Below are 20,998 nucleotides of genomic sequence, written 5' to 3' on the forward strand. Positions count from 1 at the left end.
GCGACCGACGCGCCGTCAGCGGCGTTCGATCGGGTCGATGATCTGCAGCGACAGGGCGCCCTTGTGCGAACCCAGCCGCGCCTTGAACGACGGCACGCCGTTGGCGCGCAGCACCAGGTGTTCGGGCAGCTCGACCGGAATCACATCGCCCGGCTGCATGTGCAGGATGTCGCGCAGCTTCAGCTGGCGGCGGGCAACGGTGGCCGAGACCGGCACGCTGACGTCCAGCACGTCTTCGCGCAGGGCCTTGACCCAGCGCTCGTCCTGGTCGTCCAGGTCGGACTGGAAACCGGCGTCGAGCATCTCGCGCACCGGCTCGATCATCGAGTACGGCATGGTCACGTGCAGGTCGCCGCCACCGCCGTCGAGCTCGATGTGGAAGGTCGACACCACCACCGCCTCGCTGGGGCCGACGATGTTGGCCATGGCCGGGTTGACCTCGGAGTTTATGTACTCGAAGTTCACCGGCATGATCGCCTGCCAGGCTTCCTTGAGGTCGACGAAGCACTGGTCCAGGACCATGCGCACCACGCGCAGCTCGGTCGGCGTGAACTCGCGCCCCTCGATCTTGGCGTGGCGGCCGTCACCACCGAAGAAGTTGTCCACCAGCTTGAACACAAGCTTCGCGTCAAGGATGAACAGCGAAGTGCCGCGCAGTGGCTTGATCTTCACCAGGTTGAGGCTGGTCGGTACGTACAGCGAATGCACGTACTCACCGAACTTCATCACCTGCACGCCACCGACCGCCACGTCGGCGGAGCGGCGCAGCAGGTTGAACATGCTGATGCGGGTGTAGCGGGCGAAACGTTCGTTGATCATCTCCAGGGTCGGCATGCGCCCCCGGACGATCCGGTCCTGGCTGGTCAGGTCGTAGCTCTTGACGCCGCCGGGCTCGGCAGCGCTCTCGGTTTGCACCAGCCCATCGTCGACGCCATGCAACAGGGCATCGATCTCATCCTGGGACAGCAGGTCCTGCACGGCCATCGAGGTGCTCCTACTGCAATACGAAATTGGTGAACAGCAACTGGTCGATGACCGGCTTGCCGACTTCCTTCTGCGCCACTTCCTGGACCACCGCGGTGGCCTTCTGGCGCAGCATCTCCTGGCCCACGGCGCTGCTGGCCAGGGTGTCGAAGCCTTGGCCAGAGAACATCATCACCAGGTTGTTGCGGATCACCGGCATGTGCACCTTGAGCGCATCCAGGTCGGCCTGGCTACGCCCCTGCAGGGTGATGCTCACCTGCATGTAGCGCTGGCGGCCGTTCTGGTTGAAGTTGACCACGAACGCCGGGGCCAGGGGCTCATAGATCGCCGCAGCCTTGACGTTGGCCTGGGTGGCCTCGGGCGCGGGGGCCGGCTCGCTCTTGTGCATGATGAACCAGGTCGCGCCCACCGACAGGCCAACCGCCAGCAGCAAGGCCAGCACCAGCAGGAGGATCAGCTTGAGTTTGCCTTTAGTGGCGGGGTCTTTGACTGCTTCGCTCTTCGCCATGCCAATAATCCGTCGTCCATCGGGGGTTTCTAGGAGGATGACGTGGCTTGAGCAAGTGTTATGCCAAATTTTGCGGAGGAGCGGATGACGCTATCGCGGGGCCAGCCCGCGATGAAACCGACGCAGCCTCAGGCGTAATAGTCGATCGCACTGTCACCGATGACCACCTGCTGCTCCACCGGTCGCGTGGCGTCGCCCAGCTCACCGGCCTCCCCGCCGCCCTCGGCCGCACGCCGCGCGGCGATGCCGGAAAGGTTCGACCCGCCCTGCTGGGCCTGCTGCTGTTGCCCGCGAGACTGATCGGCAACGTTGACGTCAGGCTGTGCCAGGCCCTGCTGGGCGAACAGCTCGCGCAGGCGGTGCACCTGGCTGTCGAGGGCATCGCGCACGCCCGCGTGACCACTGATGAAGGTCACCTGGGTGGACTGGTCCGTCGCCACATTGACGCGGATGTCCAAACGCCCCAGCTCGGCCGGCTCCAGCTGGATGTCGGCCGACTTGAGGTTCTGACTGGACAGGTACATCACCCGGTTCACCAAGCCCTCGGTCCAGGCGCCCTGGTTCATCGGCAACGGCTGGTTCAGCGGATTGCTCGGTGGCGTCACGTGGACGGCTTTCGGGGTGACCGCCTGGGTCAGGTTGGCCAGGCGATTGGCGAAGTCATCGACACGGGTGTCGCTGGCGGCGTTCTTCACATCCTTGAGGCCGTCACCCAGCAGTTCGGAAAACGCTTGCTCACCCTTGTCGGACTGCCCCGCCTCGGCCTGAGGCTTCTCGATCAGGCTCGCCAACGGATTGACGCTGGACTGGCTAGCGGCGCTGTCGGTCGGGGGCTGCTGATTGCTCTCACTGCGCGTGCTGGCGTGAGCAGAGGTGGTGCCCTTGGCCTGGGCGCTCTGCTCCAGGGCCAGGCGCAGGGTCGGCAGGTTGGCCAGTGGATCGGCTTCAGGGTCGAAGGCTTCGGCCGGTGACGCCTCGGCTGCCGTTGGTGCGGGCAGCGTCGGTGCCGGCGCCGGGGGCGGCGGTTGCACGGCAGCCTGCAGGACGGGAGCGACCGCCTCTGCCTGGGCCTGGATCAACTGAGCGCCGGGCAGGGAATCGGTGACCTGGCCAGCCACCAGGCTGGCATCGAGCGAGGTGCCGTCGTCACTGGGCGGGGTATCGCCACTGTCACTGGCATCGGCGACTGGCAATTTGTTGCCGTCATCGGCAACCGGGGCCGAGCCGTCATCGCTCTTCTTGCCGCCCTGGGCCACGTCGGGCTTGTCCTTGGGCTTGGCCTGGGGGACCTTGTCGTCGCGTGCCGGGGCGTTGTCACGCGCTTGCTTGGCCATCACCTGGCCGAAGCCCCCGCCCTGGCTGGCCGGGGCTTGCAGGGCTTTGTCCGGGGTGTTGGCCGGGGCGCGCGACGGCGCGTTCGCCAGCCCCGTTTGCAGCAATGGATTGGATGCGACAGGCATGTAAAGGTCTCCGCGCCAGAAACGAAAAAGCGTCTGGAACCAAGACAGGCAAAACTCGCGCCAGTTTGTGAACTAGTTGGCGGAAACCCGCTGCCGTTCACTGCGGTAGAAGCGCTGGACTTCGAGGAATTCCTGGTCGATGCGGTTGATCAGGTCTTCGATGCCGTACAGCGGCTGTTGGCGCACGCGGTCTTCCAGCTGTTGGCACAGGCTGGCCAGGCCGACAGCGCCCATGTTGCTGCTACTGCCCTTGAAGCTATGGGCTGCCAGGCCCAGCTCGGCGGCATCCTTGGCCTCGTGCAACTGGTTCAGGCGCCGCTCGGAGTCCTCGAGGAAGGTTTCCAGCAGTTGCAGGTAGCCATCTTCCATGACCTCCTGCAAGTCGTTGAGGACCTTGTGATCGATATGCATGTCAGTCACTTGCTCACTCCTTGATCAAGCTCGATTATGCCTGAGCGCTTCGCGCGGCTCACCAGGCCCTTTACCAGACGAATACCACCCGCGCCCGGCGACCACCATCCAACCACTCGGCCTGCGGGCTAAGACGCCGCACCAGGTTCAGCCCACGACCGCTGAAACCCTGTTCCTGGATCGGCCGCGCCAGCATCCTGGCCACGTCGAAACCTGCGCCACTGTCGCGCACTTCGATCATCAGACGCCCGCCCCTCCCGACCGGTTCCACTTTCAGGTCGATGCGCACCAAACCCTCGTCCAACCGCGCCAAACGTTGCTTGCGCGCACTGTAGTAGACAGCGAAACCATGGGCATCGCGCTTGAGCCGGGAATCCAGACCCAGCACACCGTGCTCCAGGGCATTGGAGTACAGCTCGCTGAGCACGCTGTGCAACAGCCCGCCCAACGGGCGCAGCCCGTGGATTTCCTGCAACAACTGGACCAGATAAGGCACCGGGTTGAAACGCTTGAGGCTGTCGGCCCGCATCTCGAAGGATAGCGACCAATCCAGGGGGCTGGAGCGCCCGCTGTCGGAATAGACCACAGGCAGCGGCGCCATCTGCTGGGGCGCGAGCATATGGATGTCGCACAGACTGATGTCATCGCGCGGGCTGCCACCGAAACGCGCCAGCGCCTGCATCACCTCCTCGAACAACTGCGCCGGGTCACGATTGGCTTGCAACACCCGCTGCAGGCGCTCGACACCGAACAGTTGGTCCTGGGCATCACCGGTGTCGACCACGCCATCGGACAGCAGGAACAAACGTTCACCCGCCTGCAACGGCATCACCTCGGTGCCGTCGTCGAACTGCTCGGCGCCGAGGATGCCCAGGGGCAAGTGCCGCGAAGGCAGGGTCGCAAGCACTTCGCCGGCAGCGGACAAGCGATAGCCGTCGGGCATGCCGCCGTTCCACACCTCCACGGTACCGCGCTGGAAGCTCAGGCTGAGCAGCAGCGCGCAGCAGAACATATCGACCGGTAGGATGCGCTTGAGCTTGGCGTTCATCTCGCGCAAGGTTTCCACCAGCCCGTAGCCCTTGGCGGTCATGCCATAGAACACCTCGGCCAGCGGCATGGCGCCGACCGCCGCCGGCAGGCCGTGGCCGGTGAAATCGCCGAGCAGCACGTGCATGTCGCCCGAGGGAGTGAACGCTGCCAGCAACAAGTCGCCGTTGAACAACGCATAGGGCGACTGCAGGTAGCGGATGTTCGACGAGCTCAGGCAACCGGAGTGGGCAACCTTGTCGAACACCGCCTTGGCCACCCGTTGCTCATTGAGCAAGTGGTGGTGGTGACGGGCGATCTCGTCGCGCTGCTCCAGCACGGTGGCTTGCAGCCGGCGCAGGCGGTCCATGGCGCGGATCTTGGCGTTGAGGATCACCGCACTGTAGGGCTTGGCCATGAAGTCGTCGCCGCCAGCTTCGAGGCAGCGCACCAGGGCGTCTTCTTCATTGAGCGAGGTGAGGAAGATGATCGGCACCAACGCCTCGCCGGCCAGCGCCTTGATCCGCCGCGCCGCCTCGAAGCCGTCCATCACCGGCATCAGAGCATCGAGCAGCACCAGCTGCGGGCGTTTTTCGGCGAACAGCGCAACGGCCTGCTCGCCGTTTTCCGCAGTGAACACCTCATGGCCCTGGCGCCGCACTATCTGCGCAAGCAGCAGGCGGTCGGCCGCGCCATCCTCGGCGACCAGCACGCGCAGCGCGAATTCGGCTGACATCGGCGGCTCAGCTGATATCGAAGAGCTTTTCGAAGTTGGAGATGGCGAGGATCTTGCGCACATCGGGGCTGGCGTGCACCACGCGGATATCCGCCTCCTCGCCGCCGATATGGTCGCGTAGCAGCAGCAACATGCCCAGCGCCGAGCTGTCCAGGTAGGTGGCGTCCTTCAGGTCGACCACGACCGAGTCGGGGGTCGGGTGCTGGCGTTCGTAGGCGTCCCTGAACTCCTGGTGCTTGCCAAAATCGAAGCGCCCCTTGACCTTGATCGTGAGCTTTTTCCCGTCCTGCGAAAAATCAGATTCGACTGCCATGCGTGCGATTCCTTCGGTGATGGCGAATGCGGACTCTTGAAGGTTTAGCAGTCGATGGGGTGGGCTGCAAGGACGCCATCATGGAGCATGCAGGGGCAGCGCCGCGCTCAATGACAAGGGTGCACCTGAGCGGGCTTGTCCCGCGATAGGGCCTCGCAGACTACAGATGCCCCTGGCGTGGCAAGCGCTGGCTCAACTCGTCGAGCAGTTTCTGCTCACGCTTGTCTTCGGCCCGCCGCGCCTCTTCCAGGTAGCGTTGCACCAGCTTGCGCAGCCCCTCCACACGGGCATAGGCCTGCTGCCAAGTGTCGCGCGCGTTGTTGAGGTTGGTCTGGTGCCAGCTCAAGCTCTGGCGCTGCTGGGTCATGGCTGTCTCCAGCTGCCCGAGAAAACGCTGGTAGTTGACCAGCCAACTGCCATTGACCCCCTGCCCTCCGCGGTCGATCCACTGCATCTGGTAGTCCTCGCGAAAGCGCTCCAGCTCCGCGAGCTTGGCCAAGGCCTGGTTCACCTGCTGCTGGAAATGCCCCAGGCGCTGAGCGGCCTTGCGCTCGGCCTCCTCGGCCATCTCCACCACCGGCGCCAGACGCGCGGCTCGCGTGGGCTGGGCCATGGTCTATCAGCCGCCCGCCGCGGGGGCGAACACCGCGCCGAGTTCTTCGCGGCTCTGCGCCATGCCGACGTTCTCGTCCAGCCCCTGGCGCAGGAAGCCCACCAGTTTCGGCTGCAAAGCGATCGCCAGGTCCGTTTCCGGGTCCCCGCCGGCCACGTAGGCGCCCACGCTGATCAGGTCGCGGCTCTGCGACAGGCGCGACCACAGTTGCTTGAATTTCTGCGCCTGGCGCAGGTGGTCGGGGTCCACCACCTGCGGCATCACCCGACTGATCGACGCCTCGATGTCGATGGCCGGGTAATGCCCCTCCTCCGCCAGGCGCCGCGACAGCACGAAGTGGCCGTCGAGCACGCCACGCGCCGAGTCGGCGATCGGGTCCTGCTGGTCGTCGCCTTCGGACAGCACGGTGTAGAACGCGGTGATCGAGCCACCACCCGGCTCGCCGTTACCGGCGCGCTCCACCAGCTTGGGCAGCTTGGCGAACACCGATGGCGGGTAGCCACGGGTGGCCGGCGGCTCGCCGATGGCCAGGGCGATCTCGCGCTGGGCCTGGGCGAAACGGGTCAGCGAATCCATCAACAGGAGCACGTTCTTGCCCTTGTCGCGGAAGTATTCGGCGATGCGCGTGCAGTACATCGCCGCACGCAGGCGCATCAGGGGGGCGTCGTCCGCCGGGGACGCCACCACCACCGAGCGCTTGAGCCCTTCCTCGCCGAGGATGTGCTCGATGAACTCCTTCACCTCGCGCCCCCGTTCACCGATCAGCCCGACCACGATGATCTCGGCCTCGGTGAAGCGCGTCATCATGCCCAGCAGTACCGACTTACCGACACCGGTACCGGCGAACAGGCCGAGGCGCTGACCACGGCCGACCGTGAGCAGGCCATTGATGCTGCGGATGCCGACATCCAGCGGCTGGCTGATCGGGTCACGGTTGAGCGGGTTGATGATCGGCCCGTCCATCGGCACCCAGTCTTCGGCGCGCATACCGCCCTTGCCGTCCAGGGCGCGGCCGGCACCGTCGAGCACTCGCCCGAGCATGCTCATGCCCATGGGCAGGCGGCCGCTGTCGTCCAGCGGCACCACGCGCGCGCCCGGGGCGATACCGGCGATGCTGCCGACCGGCATGAGGAACACCTTGGAACCGGCAAAGCCCATCACTTCGGCCTCGACCTGCACCGGGTGGTAGCTGTCGTCGTTGATCACCAGGCAGCGGCTGCCCACCGCGCCGCGCAGGCCCTCGGCCTCCAGGGTGAGGCCGACCATGCGCAACAGCCGGCCTTCGACCACTGGCTGTTCGGGCAGCTTCACCGCCTCGGCGTAGGTGCCCAGGCGCCTGGCGAAGCTGGTGCGGTCAAGGCGCATCTGTTGCGTCCAGGTCGATGGACAGGTCCGGCGCGGCCGGGTGCAGGGCCTGGTCGTGCAACTGGTCGAACAGCTGCGCCACGGCTTTCTCCATGCGCGTTTCCATGGTCGCGTCGATACGGCTGTGGGCGGTCTCGATGCGGCAACCGCCGGGCAGCAGGGCTTCGTCTTCGAGCAGCTTCCAGCTTTCCTCGTGACGCTCGCGCAGGGCCTTGGCCTGTTCGAAGTCCTGCGGATTAAGGTGGATGCGGATATTGTCGGCGCCCATCGGCAGCAGCTTCAGGGCCTCGCGTAGCACATGGGTGATCTGGCTGGAGTCGCTGCGCAACTCGCGGCCGATCACCTGGCGGGTGATGTGCGCGACCAGATGCACCAGGGTCTTCTCGATCTGCGTGTCCTGCTCGGCGATGGGCTCGAACAGGTGGCTCATCAGTTGCTCGAGGCTGGCCAACTTGGCGGCCAGTGCCGTTTCGGCCTCCTGGCGCACCTTCAGCTGGGTGCTGTGAAAACCCTCGCGCTCGCCGGTGGCAAAGCCTTCGTTGTAGGCCTCCTGGCGGATGGCTTCGAGCTCTTCGAGCGTCAGCGGCTGGACTTCCTCCAGCGGCACTTCCTCGACTTCTTCCTCGACAACCTCAGGCTCCGGCTCGGGCTCAGGTTCCGGGTCGAAGCTGGGTAGAGCCCAGACGTCGACGCCCTCGAGGTCGCGGGCGCGGATCAGGTCGCTGGGGTGTTCTTTCGTGGACATGCGTTCGGGTACTCGAAAACCGGTTGCAAGGGGAGCGAGCGCGCCGCCCTCCTGCAGGAGCGGGCTTGCCCCGCGCCTCCAGGGGTGGCGTCGGCATCAATCTCGGCGTCAGATCATTTCCTCGGCGCCCTTGCCGCCGAGCACGATCTCGCCGGCCTCGGCCATACGCCGGGCGATGGTGAGGATTTCCTTCTGCGCCGTCTCCACGTCGCTGACGCGCACCGGGCCCTTGGCCTCGAGGTCGTCACGCAGCAGCTCCGAGGCACGCTTGGACATGTTCTTGAAGATCTTGTCCTTGACCTTCTCGTCGGCGCCCTTGAGCGACACCACCAGCACGTCCGAGGACACCTCGCGCAACAACGCCTGGATGCCTCGGTCGTCGACGTCGGCCAGGTTGTTGAAAACGAACATCAGGTCTTCGATCTGCTCGGACAGGTCGGCATCGATCTCGCGGATCGAATCCATCAGCTGGCCTTCCACGGAGCTGTCGAGGAAGTTCATGATGTCGGCGGCGCGCTTGATGCCACCCAGGGTGGTGCGCGCGGCGTTGGAGTTGCCCGAGAACTGCTTCTCGAGGATCTGGTTCAGCTCCTTGAGCGCCGCCGGTTGCACGGTATTGAGCGACGACACGCGCAGGACGATGTCCAGGCGCACCTTGTGGTCGAAGTTGCTCAGCACCTCACCGGCCTGGTCGGGGTCGAGGTAGGCGACCACGATGGCTTGGATCTGCGGGTGCTCGTAACGGATGACATCGGCCACGGCGCGCGGCTCCATCCACTTGAGGCTGTCCAGGCCGCTGGTGTTGCCACCGAGCAGGATGCGGTCGATCAGGCCGTTGGCCTTGTCCTCGCCGAGGGCCTGGTTGAGCATCTTGCGGATGTAGCCGTCGGAGCCAACGCCCAGGCTGGTCTGGTCGCCGACGATCTCGACGAACTCGCTCATCACCTGCTCGACCTGCTCGCGGTGCACGTTGCCCATCTGCGCCATGGCCACGCCGACCCGCTGCACTTCCTTGGGCCCCATGTGGCGCAGCACCTGGGCCGCGTCGGTCTCGCCCAGGGACAGCAGGAGAATCGCCGCCTTGTCGACGCGGCTCAGCTTGGCGGTAACGGCTCGGTTGTCACTCATCGGCGTTGATCCACTCTTTCACGACCTGGGCCACGCGGCCCGGGTCTTCGGCCACCAGGCCCTTGATTGCGTTCAGTTGCGCCTCATAGCCTTCGCTCGGGCTTGGCAGCAGGATGCTGCTCGGGCCGCCGAGGCTGACGCGGTCGTTGCCCAGCTCGCCATCCAGGCCGATCATGCCGCCCAATTCCATGTCGCTGTCGCTGGCCGCACTCTTGTTGCCGCCGGTGATGTTATTGAGCACCGGACGCAGCACGCCGAACACCAGCACCAGGATGAACAGCACACCCAGCAACTGCTTGACGATGTCCCAGAACCACGGCTGCGAGTAGAACGGAATGTCGGCCAGCTCCTCGCCACGGTCGGCGGCGAACGGCACGTTGATCACGGTCACGCTGTCGCCACGGCTGGCATCGAAGCCTACGGCGTCCTGCACCAGTCGGGTGAAGCGCGCCAAGTCCTCGGTCCCCCACGGCGCACGGGTGGCGGCGCCGGTGGCGGCGTCGAGCTTGACCTGGTCGTCGACCACCACGGCCACCGACAGGCGGGTCAGGCGACCCTGCTGCTGGCGGGTGTGGCTGATCGAACGGTCCAGTTCGAAGTTCTTGGTGCTCTGGGTGCGCTTGTCGGCCGGGTACGGCGCCAGCATCGGCTGGCCCGTGGCCGGGTCCATGATCTGCTGGCCGTTGGCGTCGACCAGTGGCTGGCCAGGCTGAATGGCACCTGCGGCCGACGCGGCGGTGGTGGCGTTTTCCGGGGCGTTGGCGCCGGTCGGCGGCTGGTTGCTCAGCGCGCCCGGCACGCCTTGCGGGCCCTGGCTGCTGGAGCGTTGTTCGTTGACCGACTGCTCGCTGCGCAGGGCCGGCTGGTCGGGGTTGAACTGCTCGGAGGTGGACTCCACGGCGCTGAAGTCGACGTCGGCGGACACTTCCGCCTTGTAGCGGTCGTTGCCCAGCACCGGTTGCAGGATATTGTGCACGCGCTGGGTCAGCAGGCCTTCCATGCGGCGGCTGTAGTCGAACTGCTTGCCGGCCATGGTCAGCGCGGTGTCTTGCAGCTGGTCGGAGAGCAGGTTGCCTTTCTGGTCGACCACGGTGACCTGGGACTTGTCCAGCTCCGGCACGCTGGTCGCCACCAGGTTGACGATGGCCATGACCTGCCCGGCTTCCAGGGCACGGCCCGGGAACAGCTCGACCAGCACCGAGGCGCTGGGCTTGCGCTCGTCGCGCACGAACACCGAACTTTTCGGAATCGCCAGGTGCACGCGGGCGGCCTTGACGTTGTTCAGGCTGGAGATGGTGCGCGCCAGTTCGCCTTCCAGGCCGCGCCGATAGCGGGTGGCTTCCATGAACTGGCTGGTGCCCAGGCCCTGTTCCTTGTCGAGGATCTCGAAACCGATGTTGCCGTCACTGGGCGCGACGCCCGCGGCGGCCAGTTTCAGGCGGGCGCGGGAAATATCGTCAGCCTTGACCAGCAAGGCGCCGGAGTTCGGCTCGACGGTATAGGGGATGTCGGCCGCGGCCAGGGTTTCCATGACCTGCTTGGTGTCCATCCCGGCCAGGCTGCCGTAAAGCGGCCGGTAGTCCGGCTGCTGCGACCACAGCACCACGGCGAAACCGATCGCCACGCTGGCGGCCAACCCGACCAGCAGGCCGACCTGACGCAGCATGGGCATCTGCGAGATGTTTTCCAGGAACGCCATGCCGAACAGCGGTGGCTTGGCCACGGGCGGGCCACTCTTGGCGGGGGCGTTATCGACGACTGCTTCGGCCATGACTCAATTCGTCCTCAAACCGGCATCTGCATGATGTCCTGGTACGCCTGCACCAGCTTGTTGCGCACCTGGGTCAGGGCCTGGAACGACACACTGGCTTTCTGTGAGGCGATCATCACGTCGGTGAGGTCGACGCCACCCTTGCCGATCTCGAAGGCGTTGGCCAGCTGGCTGGAGGCCTGCTGGGTATCGCTGACCTTGTTGATGGCCTGGCCGAGCATGTCGGCGAAGCTGCTTTGCCCTGGCGCCAGTTCCGGCGCGGCGGAAACCTTGGGCAGCGACATGGCGTCGGCCTGCATGGCGCGCATGTCCAACATCAGACGATTGAATTCAACACCTTGGCTCATGAACTTCTCTCTCCGGCGGCCGCATTTTCTTGACGCTCATGCGGCGGATACCCAGAGCTAGCAACAAAAATGCCAGCCCCCGGCAACTCCCTTGAAAACTGTGTTTCAGCCGTACAGGCTGGCTTCGACGTCAAACCCCGCGTCACGCATCTGCGCCAGCTTGTAGCGCAAGGTGCGCGGGCTGATGCCCAGGCGTTCGGCGGCCTCCTTGCGGCGGCCGCGCTCGGCGCGCAAGGTATCGATGATCATCTGGAACTCGTGGCGGCGCATGTCATCGCCCAGGCCACTGGACTCGGCGGGCGTTTCAGAGGATGATGGCTCAATGACATCATTCCTTGCATTCGCCAAGGGAATGACGCCCGCCAGACAGAAATCCGCCGCCTCGATCACCCCGCCCTGCTGCAGGATCAGCGCCCGCTGCAAAGCGTTGTCCAGCTCACGCACGTTGCCCGGCCACGCATAGCCCTGCAGGCACGCGCGCGCCTCGACGCTGAGTCGTACCGGGGCATGCTTCATCTTGCCCACATGGCGTGCCAGCAGGCGCTCGGCCAGCGGCAGGATATCGGCGCTGCGCTCGCGCAGTGGGCGCCAGGCCAGTGGAAATACCGACAGGCGGTAGTAGAGGTCTTCACGGAAGCGCCCGGCAGCGACTTCGCCAGCCAGGTCGCGGTTGGTGGTGGCCAGCACGCGAATGTCCAGGGCGATCGGCTTGCGCCCACCGACCCGCTCCACCTCGCGCTCCTGCAGCACGCGCAGCAGCTTGGCCTGAAGCCCCAGGGGCATTTCCGAGATCTCGTCGAGCAGCAGGGTGCCCCCTTCGGCCTGCTCGAATTTGCCGGCCTGGGCGGCGATGGCACCGGTGAAGGCGCCCTTTTCATGGCCGAACAGGGTGGCTTCGAGCATGTTGTCGGGAATCGCCGCGCAGTTGATCGCCACGAATGGCTGCGCCGCCCTCGCCGACCGCTGGTGGATGTAGCGCGCCAACACTTCCTTGCCGGTGCCCGACTCGCCGGAGATCAGCACCGTGGAATCGCTGCGCGCCACCCGTGCGGCCAACTCCAGCAACTGTCGACTGGCCGGCTCGAACGCCACCGGCCCCTCCTCTTCACCTGCCGCCCGCCCTGCGCCATGGCGCTCGACCAGGCTGAGCAAGGCCTTGGGCTCGAAGGGCTTGACCAGGTAATCCACCGCGCCCTGGCGCATGGCCTCCACCGCGCGCTCCACCGCCGCGTGGGCGGTCATCAGCAGCACCGGCAGTTGCGGGTGGTGGCGGCGCAGTTGCGCCAGCAACTGGTGACCGTCCATGCCCGGCATGTTCACGTCGCTGACCACCAGGCCATAGATGTCGGCGCTCACCGCCTCCAATGCTTCTTCGGCACTGCCCACGGCACGGTAATCGAAGCCACCGATCTCCAGGGTGTCGGACAGCGCCTGGCGCAGGACCCGATCGTCCTCTACCAACAATACCTTGAGCATTACGCCTCCTGCGCCGGTTGCGCATCGATCAGCGGCAGCACAACGCGCACACGGGTGCCACGCCCGACCTTCGAACGCAGTTGCAGATCACCTTGGTGCGCACGCACCACGGCCTTGACCACCGCCACCCCCAGACCTGTGCCGGTGGCCTTGGTCGTGAGGAACGGCTCGCCCAGGCGTGCCAGCAACGACGCCTCGATACCGCTGCCGGCATCGGTGACGCAGAGGTGCACGCTCGCCCCACGGCGGTACAGGTGCACCTTCAGGCGCGCAGGCTCGGCACTGGCCTGCAGGGCGTTGTCGATCAGGTTGAGCAAGGCGCCGACCAGGGTGTCGCGGTTGCACAGCAACTCACCCAGGTGGGTGTCGCACTGCCAACGCACCGAGTGCCCTTGCACGTGAGACTGGGCGGCCTGCTGCAAGGCCTGGAACAGCGCCTTGGGCGTCAGGCGGTCACCCAGTGGCAGCTCGCCACGGGCGAACACCAGCATGTCGCGCACCTGGTGCTCCAGTTCGTGCAAGCGCTCCTTGAGGTTGCCGGCGAAGCGCAGGCGGGTTTGTTCAGGCAGCTGTTGCTGCTCGTCGGCCAGGTGACTGGCGTAGAGCATCGCGGCAGACAACGGGGTGCGGATCTGATGGGCCAGCGAGGCGACCATGCGACCCAGTGACGACAGGCGCTCGTGGCGCGCCAACTGATCCTGCAGGCGGCGGGTTTCGGTAAGGTCGTTGAGCAGCACCAGTTGCCCGGGCTCGGCATCCAGCGAACGGGTCGCGATGGACAGGCGCCGGCCATCGCGCAGCGACACTTCATGGCCGTCGTCCTTGCGCGGGGCGAAACTGCGGGCGATCACCTGACGCCACAGCTCGCCTACCAACGGCTCACCCAGCAACTCCACGGCCGCCGGGTTAGCCTCGCGCACCCGGCCTTGGCCATCGATGACGATCACCCCACCTGGCAGCAGGTCGAGCAGGTTCTGCAAACGATTGGCCAGACGCTCCTTTTCATCCAGTTCGGCCATGCGCTGGGCACTGACCACCGCCAACTCGCCCTTGAGCTCGCTGACCCGCGCTTCCAGCATGTTGTAGGACTCGCTGAGCTGGGAAGACACCTGGTTGAACAGGGCGAAGGCCTGCTCCAGGCCCTGGCGGCTTTCCTGCTCGACCGGGGTGCTGCCCTGTGGGTCGGCGGCTCGGGAAATCTGGGCGAACTGGGGCATCGTGCTCTCTCGCGTGGCCAACCGTCATAAAAACGGTATGTTGCCTGCGGTGAAGCAAAGGGCGTGCCGGACACCAAAAAGCACTGGGGCCGCCAAGCGGCCCCAGGCACTTCAGTCTTCCGCCTGTTCCTCGCCGTCGCGTCGACTCATGCCGTACTTGCGCATCTTCTCCACCAGGGTGGTGCGGCGGATGCGCAGGCGCTCGGCGGCACGGGCAACGATGCCGTTGGCATCGTCCAGCGCCTGCTGGATCAAGCCCTGCTCCAGGCTGCCCAGGTAGTCCTTCAGGTCCAGGCCTTCGGGTGGCAACATGGCGTGGTTGGCGAAGTTCGGCGCATGGCCATTGATCGCCACGCGCTCTTCAAGGTCGGTACGCAGGCTGTCGACCAACTGCTCGTCCTCGTCATCGACGTAGCGGAATTTCTTCGGCAGCTCAGCGACACCGATCACGCCATAGGGGTGCATGATCGCCATGCGCTCCACCAGGTTGGCCAACTCGCGCACGTTGCCCGGCCAGCCGTGGCGACACAACGACATGATCGACGCCGAATTGAAGCGGATCGAGCCACGTTTCTCGTGCTCCATGCGCGAGATCAGCTCGTTCATCAGCAACGGGATGTCCTCCACCCGCTCGCGCAGGGGGGCCATCTCGATGGGGAAGACGTTGAGGCGGTAGTACAGGTCCTCGCGGAAGGTACCCTCCTCGATCATGGTCTCGAGGTTCTTGTGGGTCGCGGCAATGATCCGTACGTCGATGCTCTGGGTCTTGTTGCTGCCCACCCGCTCGAAAGTGCGCTCCTGCAGCACACGCAGCAGCTTGACCTGCATCGGTAGCGGCATGTCGCCGATCTCGTCGAGGAACAGCGTGCCGCCATTGGCCAGCTCGAAACGCCCGGCACGGCTGGTGATCGCCCCGGTAAAGGCGCCCTTCTCATGACCGAACAGCTCGCTCTCCAGCAACTCCGCCGGGATCGCCCCGCAGTTCACCGGCACGAACGGCGCTTCACGGCGCTTGGAGTGGTAGTGCAGGTTGCGCGCCACCACCTCCTTGCCGGTGCCGGACTCGCCGAGGATCAGCACGCTGGCGTCGGTATCGGCCACCTGCTGCATCATCTGGCGCACATGCTGGATCGCCCGGCTGGTGCCGACCAGGCTGCGGAACAGGTTAGGCTCGCGCTGGCGGCCGCGTTCGCGGGCCTGGTCGTACATTTCGCGGTAGACCTGGGCACGGTGCAGCGAATCGAGCAACTGGCTGTAGCTCGGCGGCATTTCCAGGTTGGAGAGCACGCGGCGGCGAAGGTCTTCCGGGAACTCCACAGAAGAAATTTCACCCAGAAGCAGAACGGGAAGGAACTCGTCCCAGGCAGCCACTGTCTTAAGCAGGCCCAAGACCCCTGCCGGTGCGTTCACCGTGCCGATCAGCACGCAGAGGACTTCCCGACTCGAAGACAATGCCTCGACCGCCTGCTGCCAATCGGTGCTCGAGCAGGAAAGGTTCTCTTCGCCGAGAAAATTCAGGACCACCGCCAGATCGCGGCGGCGTTCGCTGTCGTCATCGATCAGGAGGATCTTGGTTTCACGCCACATTCAATAGCAACTTCCCTAGTCATATCGGCGCCCGCAGGCGTTCTCGACATCATTCCGACTGAATGGTCAGTGTTCGGACGTCTGAATTTCGAAAACAGCCACTAGTTAAGTCAAAAAACGGCCCATAGTCAAATTTATGGCGCGAAGCTTTTTGCATTCATCCAGCGTCAGCTGAACAGATGGTAAACCTTTGCCGCGTTTTTCGCCTGACGTATCTGCGCCATCTCGTCGGCAATCGATTGACGTTCACCACTTGCAACCTCAATCAACCGCCGGTAGACGCCCAGCAACTCCTCCAGACTACCCCGCACTGCCGCTTCGTTGTCCAGCGCTTCGGCCAGAACATCCTCCACGCACAGCCTGCACTCCAGATCGAGCTCGCCGACCGCGTCCCAGTCGCGACTGGCCAACGCCGCCAGCAAGGCTTCACGGGTCTGCTCGATACGCTCGATCACTTCACTCATGGCAACTCTCCTGGCCTTACACCGCCGGCGCCTGTTCGCCGATCGCGTCCCAACCTTCCTTGACGGTGATCAGCAGACGGGCGACCTCATCGATGATCGCTGGGTCACTGTTGACGTTCGCCTCGATCAGACGACGACTCATGTATTGGTAGAGGTTATCCAGATCCGTCAGGCTGTCGGCATGATTTTCCAGGTCCAGCCCTTCACGCAGGCCACCAATGATGTCGATGGCCTTGCCGATCAGAATGCCCTTCTGTGCGATGTCGTTGCGCGCGATGGCGCCCTTGGCCTGGGCCAGGCGATCGAGGCCGCCCTGCATGAGCATCTGCACCAGGCGGTGCGGGCTGGCTTCGGACGTCTGCGCCACGCCATTGACTTTCTGGTATTGCCGAAGGGCCAACATCGGGTTCATGGATCTACCTCGTTGCAGCAAAATAGGTTGCGTATACCTGCTGTATCGCCGCCATGGCGGAAAACTTTAGCGGCAAGACAAAAGGCCCGGGGCGCCAATATGACGCCACCGGGCCTGTGTCACAACCGCGGGATCAGCCGTTCTTCTGCTGCGCGTTGAGCGCCTCGAAGATCGAGTTGATCTGGTTGGCCTGGGCTTTCATCTTGCCCAGGGCGGTATCCAGCGCGACGTACTTGCGGGTCAGTGATTCGGTCAGCGACGCGGTGCGGCGGTCGAGGGCGGCCTGCTGATCGCTCAGGTTCTTGGCCACCTTGTCCAGGTTCGACTTGCGCGATGCCAGGCTACCGTCGGTGCGATTGTACGGGTCGATCGCAGCGTTCATCCGCTCGAAGATACCGCCTTCGCCAGTGAACAGGGTCTGTACGTCGCCGCCCAGCTTCTTGTCGTTCATCGCCGCGGTGAACTTGACGCTGTTGAACTCCAAGGTACCGTCCTTGGTGGTGTTGATACCCAGCTGACTAAGGCTGGTCAACTGACCGGTACCTCCCGCCTGACTGAGCACGCCACGGACGTCACTGAGCAGCGAACGGGTGGTAGGGTCGTTGGTCAACGGGCCCAACACGGTATTGTCATTGGCGTCCTTGCTGGTGGACGTCAGCGAAGTGACGGCCTTCTGCAAGGCGTTGTAGGCATCGACGAAGCTCTGGATGTTCTTCTTCAGGCCATCGTTGTCCGCCGCCACGGTGAGCTTGGTGGACGTCTTCGGCCCACCGCCGCTCGGCGTCGGGCTGACACCCGTAAGCTCCAGGGTCATGCCACTGATCGCCTTGTCGACGGTGTTCGAGGCGCTGGTGATCTTCAAACCGTCGATGCTCAGTTCGGCATCCTGCGCCAACGCGGTGATGTAACCCGCACCGGAGCCGGAGATCTGCTGGGTGCCATCGATGGCCAGCTCAGGGATGCCGCTGACCGAGATGTCAGTGCCCGCCCCTGTCTTCGTGGAACTGAACACCAGGCGCGAGCCACCCGCCTCGTTGACGATGTTCGCGGAAATGTTGTTCGCAGCCATTTCCTTGTTGATCTGGTCACGCACGCTTTGCAACGTCGCGCCGCTGGCGATATTGACCGTGTACGTCTTGCCGCCCTGGCTGATGGTCATCTCGCCTTCGCTGATGGCGCTGGATGCGCCACCGGCGAACTGCTGGCTGGCGACCTTGGAACTGGTGGCCAACTTATCGACGATGATGTCGTAGTTACCCGCCACAGCAGTGTTGTTCGACTTGACCTTGACCACCGCCTCGTTGCCCGAGGTGGCGGCAAAGGCACTGAACGAGGGCGCGTTCTTGTCGTTCAGCTTCTTCATGGCGTCCTGGAACGCCGTCAGGGCACTGCGCAGGGAGCCGATACCCGAGATCATCGCACTGTTGTTGCTGGTCTGGCGCTTGATCTGCGCCTGCTTCGCGGCGGTATCGGAAGTAACCAGCGCCTCGACGATCTTGCCGATCTCAAGGCCTGACCCCAGGCCAGTGGAAGGAATAATCGGGCTTGCCATGCTGCGGTCCCTCTCGTTGAAGCGTCACCCCTGCTCCTGCAAGGCTGACATGAATCATTTGGGTTGATGCTCTTCGCCGCTCAGACCTTGGCGTCGAACAACACACTCTTGACATCGCTCAAGCTATGGGCGATGCGCAACGCCTCCTCGGAAGGAAGCTGCCGGATCAGCTCGCCGGTCTCGCTGGCGATGACCTTGACCACGATCTTGCCGGATTCCTCGTCAGTGGAGAACTCCAGATTGCGCTGGGTCTCTTTAAGGAACTTTTCGATCTCCGAGACGGCTTTCTTGACCTTGTCGGCATCGTCGACCCGATTGACAGGTTCTTTCTTCTCGCTATCAGCAGAAACTTCCGTCGGTCGGGTAACCGGCTTGTCGGTAACCTGCTCGGCCGGGCGTGCGACCGGATAAGACAGGTTCAACTTGACGCTCATGTCCATATCCACCACCTCGTAACGAAAAGGCGAGGAAGTGCCCGCAGAGCACTCCCCCGCCACAAGCTATCAGGCAGATTAGCCCAGCAGCTTCAGAACTGCCGATGGCAGCTGGTTGGCCTGGGCCAGAACCGAAGTCGAAGCTTGCTGCAGGGTCTGCTGCTTGGTCAGCTGGGCAGTTTCAGCAGCGAAGTCGGTGTCCTGTACACGGCCACGAGCAGCTTCGGCGTTCTCGTTGATGTTTTGCAGGTTGTTGATGGTGCTGGTCAGACGGTTCTGGGCGGCACCCAGGTCGGCACGAGTCGAGTTGATGCTCTGCAGAGCGTTGTCGATCGCGCTCAGAGCGGCGCTGAAGTTGGCGTTGATGTCGGCGTCAGCACCGGAAATGGCGATGGTGCCGCTGTCCACACCCAGGGTCGCAGCAGTCATGTCGGCCAGGGTGATGGAGATCTGGTTGTTGGAACCGCTCTCGGAACCGACCTGGAAGGTCATGGTGATGCCGGAGTTCAGCAGGTTCTTGCCGTTGAGCTGGGTGCTGTTGGCGATACGCGACAGCTCGGAAGACATTTGGCTGAACTCTTTGTTCAGTGCTTCACGATCTTTCTCGCTGTTCGAGTCGTTTCGCGACTGAACGGCCAGTTCACGCATACGCTGCAGGATGTTGGTCTGCTCTTGCATCGCGCCTTCAGCGGTCTGGGCGATGGAGATACCGTCGTTGGCGTTTTTGATCGCCATGGTCTGACCGCGGATCTGCGAGGTCATGCGGGTAGCGATCTGCAGGCCGGCGGCGTCGTCTTTGGCGCTGTTGATTTTCAGGCCGGAGGACAGACGGGTCATCGAGGTGCTCAGCGCGTCGGAAGCACGGTTCAGGTTTTTCTGAACGCCCAGAGAGGTGGTGTTGGTGTTAACGGTCAAAGCCATGACGAATTCCTCGTTGGATTGGGTACTACGGCTTCCGGCCTTGGCAATTCGCCGGGTGTGTGGCCTAGAGAACCTTCGTAATGGTTATCGTCGTCGGGGCGGTTTGCTTTAGGGCTTTTCAGAATTTTTTTACTGGCGCTCTGCCACCCCAATGAAATCAAGGGTTTGACGCCAGAAAACCAACACCCAGGCCGCCGGGGGCGCAACCATTTTGCAAATCCCGCAGGAGCTGGCCTGCTAGCGACACCCGGGGCTTGCGACAGTCGATGGCATTGCATCACCGCAAAATAAAGAAAGCGCTGACCGGAAACCGGGCAGCGCCTTCTTTAATGCCTTCCAAGGAGTCGAGGTCAATCGACGCGTTCGATAACCGCCGAGCCCCACGACAGACCAACCCCAAAGCCACTGAGCACGACACGCTTGTTACGCGAGCCGATCACGTGCTTCTCCAGCAGCAGCGGAATGCTCGACGACACCGTGTTGCCAGTCTCCAGCATGTCCTTGACGAAGCGGGCCTTGTGCTCACCCTCCTCGAAGCGCTGCGAGACCGCGTCGACGATCGCCGCGCTGCCCTGGTGCAGGCAGAACAGGTCGATGTCGGCAGCCTTCAGCTGGCTGGCCTCGAGCAGCTGCGCAAGATGCGCCGGCACCTTGACCAGGGCGAAGTTGTAGACCTGGCGGCCGTTCATGTAGAACTTGCCTTCGGTGGTGCGCAGGTGCTCGGCACCGGCACCGTCGCTGCCGAACAGCGACTTGCCCAATCGCCAGGCAGCGCCCTCGCCCATCCAGGTGGCGGTGGCAGCATCGCCGAAGAGCATGGTGGTGTTGCGATCTTCGGGGTCGACGATCTTCGAATACGGGTCAGCGGTGATCAGCAGGCCATTTTTCAGACCCGTGGCTTCCATGAAGCCCTTCATCGCGTACAGACCATAGACATAGCCCGAGCAGCCGAGCGAAACATCGAAGGCGGCGACCTGGGTCGACAGGCCCAGCTTGTGCTGGACGATCGCGGCAGTATGCGGCAACCCCTCGGCATCGCCGTTCTGGGTCACGACGATGACGACATCGATGGCGGCCGGATCGAGGGCTGGATTGGCAGCGAACAATGTCCGGGCCGCCTCGACACACAGGTCGGAGGTTTCCTGGGCGGCCTCCTTGCGCGGCAGGAAGGTGGAGCCGATCTTGCCGAAGATGAAATCCTGGTCCTTGCCGAATTTCGCACCCTGGGCGTAGTTGTCGACGCCTTCGACAGGTACGTAACTGGCGATGCTTTTGATGCCAATCATTGTGGCTTCCCGATAGACATGGCGAATATTCGCGGACTGCAGACCCTGGTGGCTGGCCCTGCGCACCGTGGTGACGGTCTTGCCCGCTGACTCAATAGATTAAAGATGCGCGTTTCGACTGCCAAGTCACGTCGCGCACTCAAAGACCACATTCCTGGCGATCGCCCGCCCGGCCCAGCCCCGCCGTGCCAGCCCGACGGTCGGGCCTGGAGGGTTGGCAGACCTTTTGCTTGCCCTCGCCC

Annotated in this window: 21 protein-coding genes; all 21 read right to left on the reverse strand. The window is 64.1% G+C overall.

Annotation, left to right across the window (positions count from 1 at the left end):
* Positions 1-15 precede the first annotated feature (15 nt).
* The 21 genes from fliM to P0Y43_RS14460 all read right to left on the reverse strand — a co-directional run bounded on the left by fliM (position 16) and on the right by P0Y43_RS14460 (position 20,756).
* Positions 16-984 carry a flagellar motor switch protein FliM gene (gene fliM / locus P0Y43_RS14360; protein ID WP_275637915.1) on the reverse strand — a complete coding sequence of 323 codons (969 nt, stop codon included), beginning with the start codon at positions 982-984 and terminating at the stop codon, positions 16-18.
* A 10-nt stretch (positions 985-994) separates the two neighbouring features.
* On the reverse strand, positions 995-1,492 hold the full coding sequence (fliL, locus tag P0Y43_RS14365) for a flagellar basal body-associated protein FliL (protein ID WP_275637916.1): 498 nt from the start codon (positions 1,490-1,492) through the stop codon (positions 995-997).
* Between the two features lie 128 nt (positions 1,493-1,620).
* Positions 1,621-2,952 (reverse strand): flagellar hook-length control protein FliK, encoded by a 1,332-nt coding sequence (locus tag P0Y43_RS14370; protein WP_275637917.1) that lies wholly within the window; start codon positions 2,950-2,952, stop codon positions 1,621-1,623.
* Between the two features lie 72 nt (positions 2,953-3,024).
* Complete coding sequence (locus tag P0Y43_RS14375; protein ID WP_275637918.1) at positions 3,025-3,372, reverse strand: Hpt domain-containing protein; 348 nt, start codon at positions 3,370-3,372, stop codon at positions 3,025-3,027.
* 61 nt (positions 3,373-3,433) lie between these two features.
* Entirely contained in the window at positions 3,434-5,125 is a 1,692-nt protein-coding gene (locus tag P0Y43_RS14380) for an ATP-binding SpoIIE family protein phosphatase (protein ID WP_275637919.1), read from the reverse strand.
* A gap of 7 nt (positions 5,126-5,132) precedes the next feature.
* On the reverse strand, positions 5,133-5,438 hold the full coding sequence (locus P0Y43_RS14385; protein WP_275637920.1) for an STAS domain-containing protein: 306 nt from the start codon (positions 5,436-5,438) through the stop codon (positions 5,133-5,135).
* A 160-nt stretch (positions 5,439-5,598) separates the two neighbouring features.
* A complete protein-coding gene (fliJ, locus tag P0Y43_RS14390) occupies positions 5,599-6,051 on the reverse strand; it encodes a flagellar export protein FliJ (protein WP_275637921.1) in 453 nt (150 codons plus the stop codon).
* Positions 6,052-6,057: 6 nt separating this feature from the next.
* Positions 6,058-7,416 (reverse strand): flagellar protein export ATPase FliI, encoded by a 1,359-nt coding sequence (fliI, locus tag P0Y43_RS14395; protein ID WP_275637922.1) that lies wholly within the window; start codon positions 7,414-7,416, stop codon positions 6,058-6,060.
* Positions 7,406-8,161, reverse strand: coding sequence for a flagellar assembly protein FliH (gene fliH / locus P0Y43_RS14400; protein ID WP_275637923.1), 756 nt, complete (start codon positions 8,159-8,161; stop codon positions 7,406-7,408). Before fliH ends, fliI begins: the two co-directional genes overlap by 11 nt.
* 108 nt (positions 8,162-8,269) lie before the next feature.
* On the reverse strand, positions 8,270-9,289 hold the full coding sequence (gene fliG, locus P0Y43_RS14405) for a flagellar motor switch protein FliG (RefSeq protein ID WP_275637924.1): 1,020 nt from the start codon (positions 9,287-9,289) through the stop codon (positions 8,270-8,272).
* The gene (fliF, locus tag P0Y43_RS14410; protein ID WP_275637925.1) at positions 9,282-11,060 is read right to left on the reverse strand and encodes a flagellar basal-body MS-ring/collar protein FliF; all 1,779 of its coding nucleotides are present in this window, start codon (positions 11,058-11,060) and stop codon (positions 9,282-9,284) included. Before fliF ends, fliG begins: the two co-directional genes overlap by 8 nt.
* A 14-nt stretch (positions 11,061-11,074) precedes the next feature.
* On the reverse strand, positions 11,075-11,407 hold the full coding sequence (gene fliE / locus P0Y43_RS14415) for a flagellar hook-basal body complex protein FliE (protein ID WP_275637926.1): 333 nt from the start codon (positions 11,405-11,407) through the stop codon (positions 11,075-11,077).
* Positions 11,408-11,512: 105 nt separating this feature from the next.
* A complete protein-coding gene (locus P0Y43_RS14420; protein WP_275637927.1) occupies positions 11,513-12,883 on the reverse strand; it encodes a sigma-54-dependent transcriptional regulator in 1,371 nt (456 codons plus the stop codon).
* The gene (locus tag P0Y43_RS14425; RefSeq protein ID WP_275637928.1) at positions 12,883-14,100 is read right to left on the reverse strand and encodes a sensor histidine kinase; all 1,218 of its coding nucleotides are present in this window, start codon (positions 14,098-14,100) and stop codon (positions 12,883-12,885) included. The genes P0Y43_RS14420 and P0Y43_RS14425 overlap by 1 nt, the downstream gene beginning before the upstream one ends.
* 111 nt (positions 14,101-14,211) lie before the next feature.
* On the reverse strand, positions 14,212-15,687 hold the full coding sequence (gene fleQ, locus P0Y43_RS14430) for a transcriptional regulator FleQ (protein ID WP_275637929.1): 1,476 nt from the start codon (positions 15,685-15,687) through the stop codon (positions 14,212-14,214).
* Positions 15,688-15,854: 167 nt separating this feature from the next.
* Positions 15,855-16,151 (reverse strand): flagellar protein FliT, encoded by a 297-nt coding sequence (fliT, locus tag P0Y43_RS14435; protein WP_275637930.1) that lies wholly within the window; start codon positions 16,149-16,151, stop codon positions 15,855-15,857.
* A 16-nt stretch (positions 16,152-16,167) separates the two neighbouring features.
* Positions 16,168-16,563 (reverse strand): flagellar export chaperone FliS, encoded by a 396-nt coding sequence (fliS, locus tag P0Y43_RS14440; protein ID WP_275637931.1) that lies wholly within the window; start codon positions 16,561-16,563, stop codon positions 16,168-16,170.
* A 133-nt stretch (positions 16,564-16,696) separates the two neighbouring features.
* The gene (gene fliD / locus P0Y43_RS14445; RefSeq protein WP_275637932.1) at positions 16,697-18,115 is read right to left on the reverse strand and encodes a flagellar filament capping protein FliD; all 1,419 of its coding nucleotides are present in this window, start codon (positions 18,113-18,115) and stop codon (positions 16,697-16,699) included.
* 80 nt (positions 18,116-18,195) lie between these two features.
* Positions 18,196-18,555: a flagellar protein FlaG gene (locus P0Y43_RS14450; protein WP_275637933.1), complete on the reverse strand. Its 360-nt coding sequence runs from the start codon at positions 18,553-18,555 to the stop codon at positions 18,196-18,198.
* Between the two features lie 72 nt (positions 18,556-18,627).
* Positions 18,628-19,470: a flagellin domain-containing protein gene (locus P0Y43_RS14455; RefSeq protein ID WP_275637934.1), complete on the reverse strand. Its 843-nt coding sequence runs from the start codon at positions 19,468-19,470 to the stop codon at positions 18,628-18,630.
* 350 nt (positions 19,471-19,820) lie between these two features.
* Positions 19,821-20,756 carry a ketoacyl-ACP synthase III gene (locus P0Y43_RS14460; RefSeq protein WP_275637935.1) on the reverse strand — a complete coding sequence of 312 codons (936 nt, stop codon included), beginning with the start codon at positions 20,754-20,756 and terminating at the stop codon, positions 19,821-19,823.
* Positions 20,757-20,998: the final 242 nt, after the last annotated feature.

The organism is Pseudomonas entomophila, assembly GCF_029193575.1.
Taxonomy (GTDB): domain Bacteria; phylum Pseudomonadota; class Gammaproteobacteria; order Pseudomonadales; family Pseudomonadaceae; genus Aquipseudomonas; species Aquipseudomonas entomophila_G.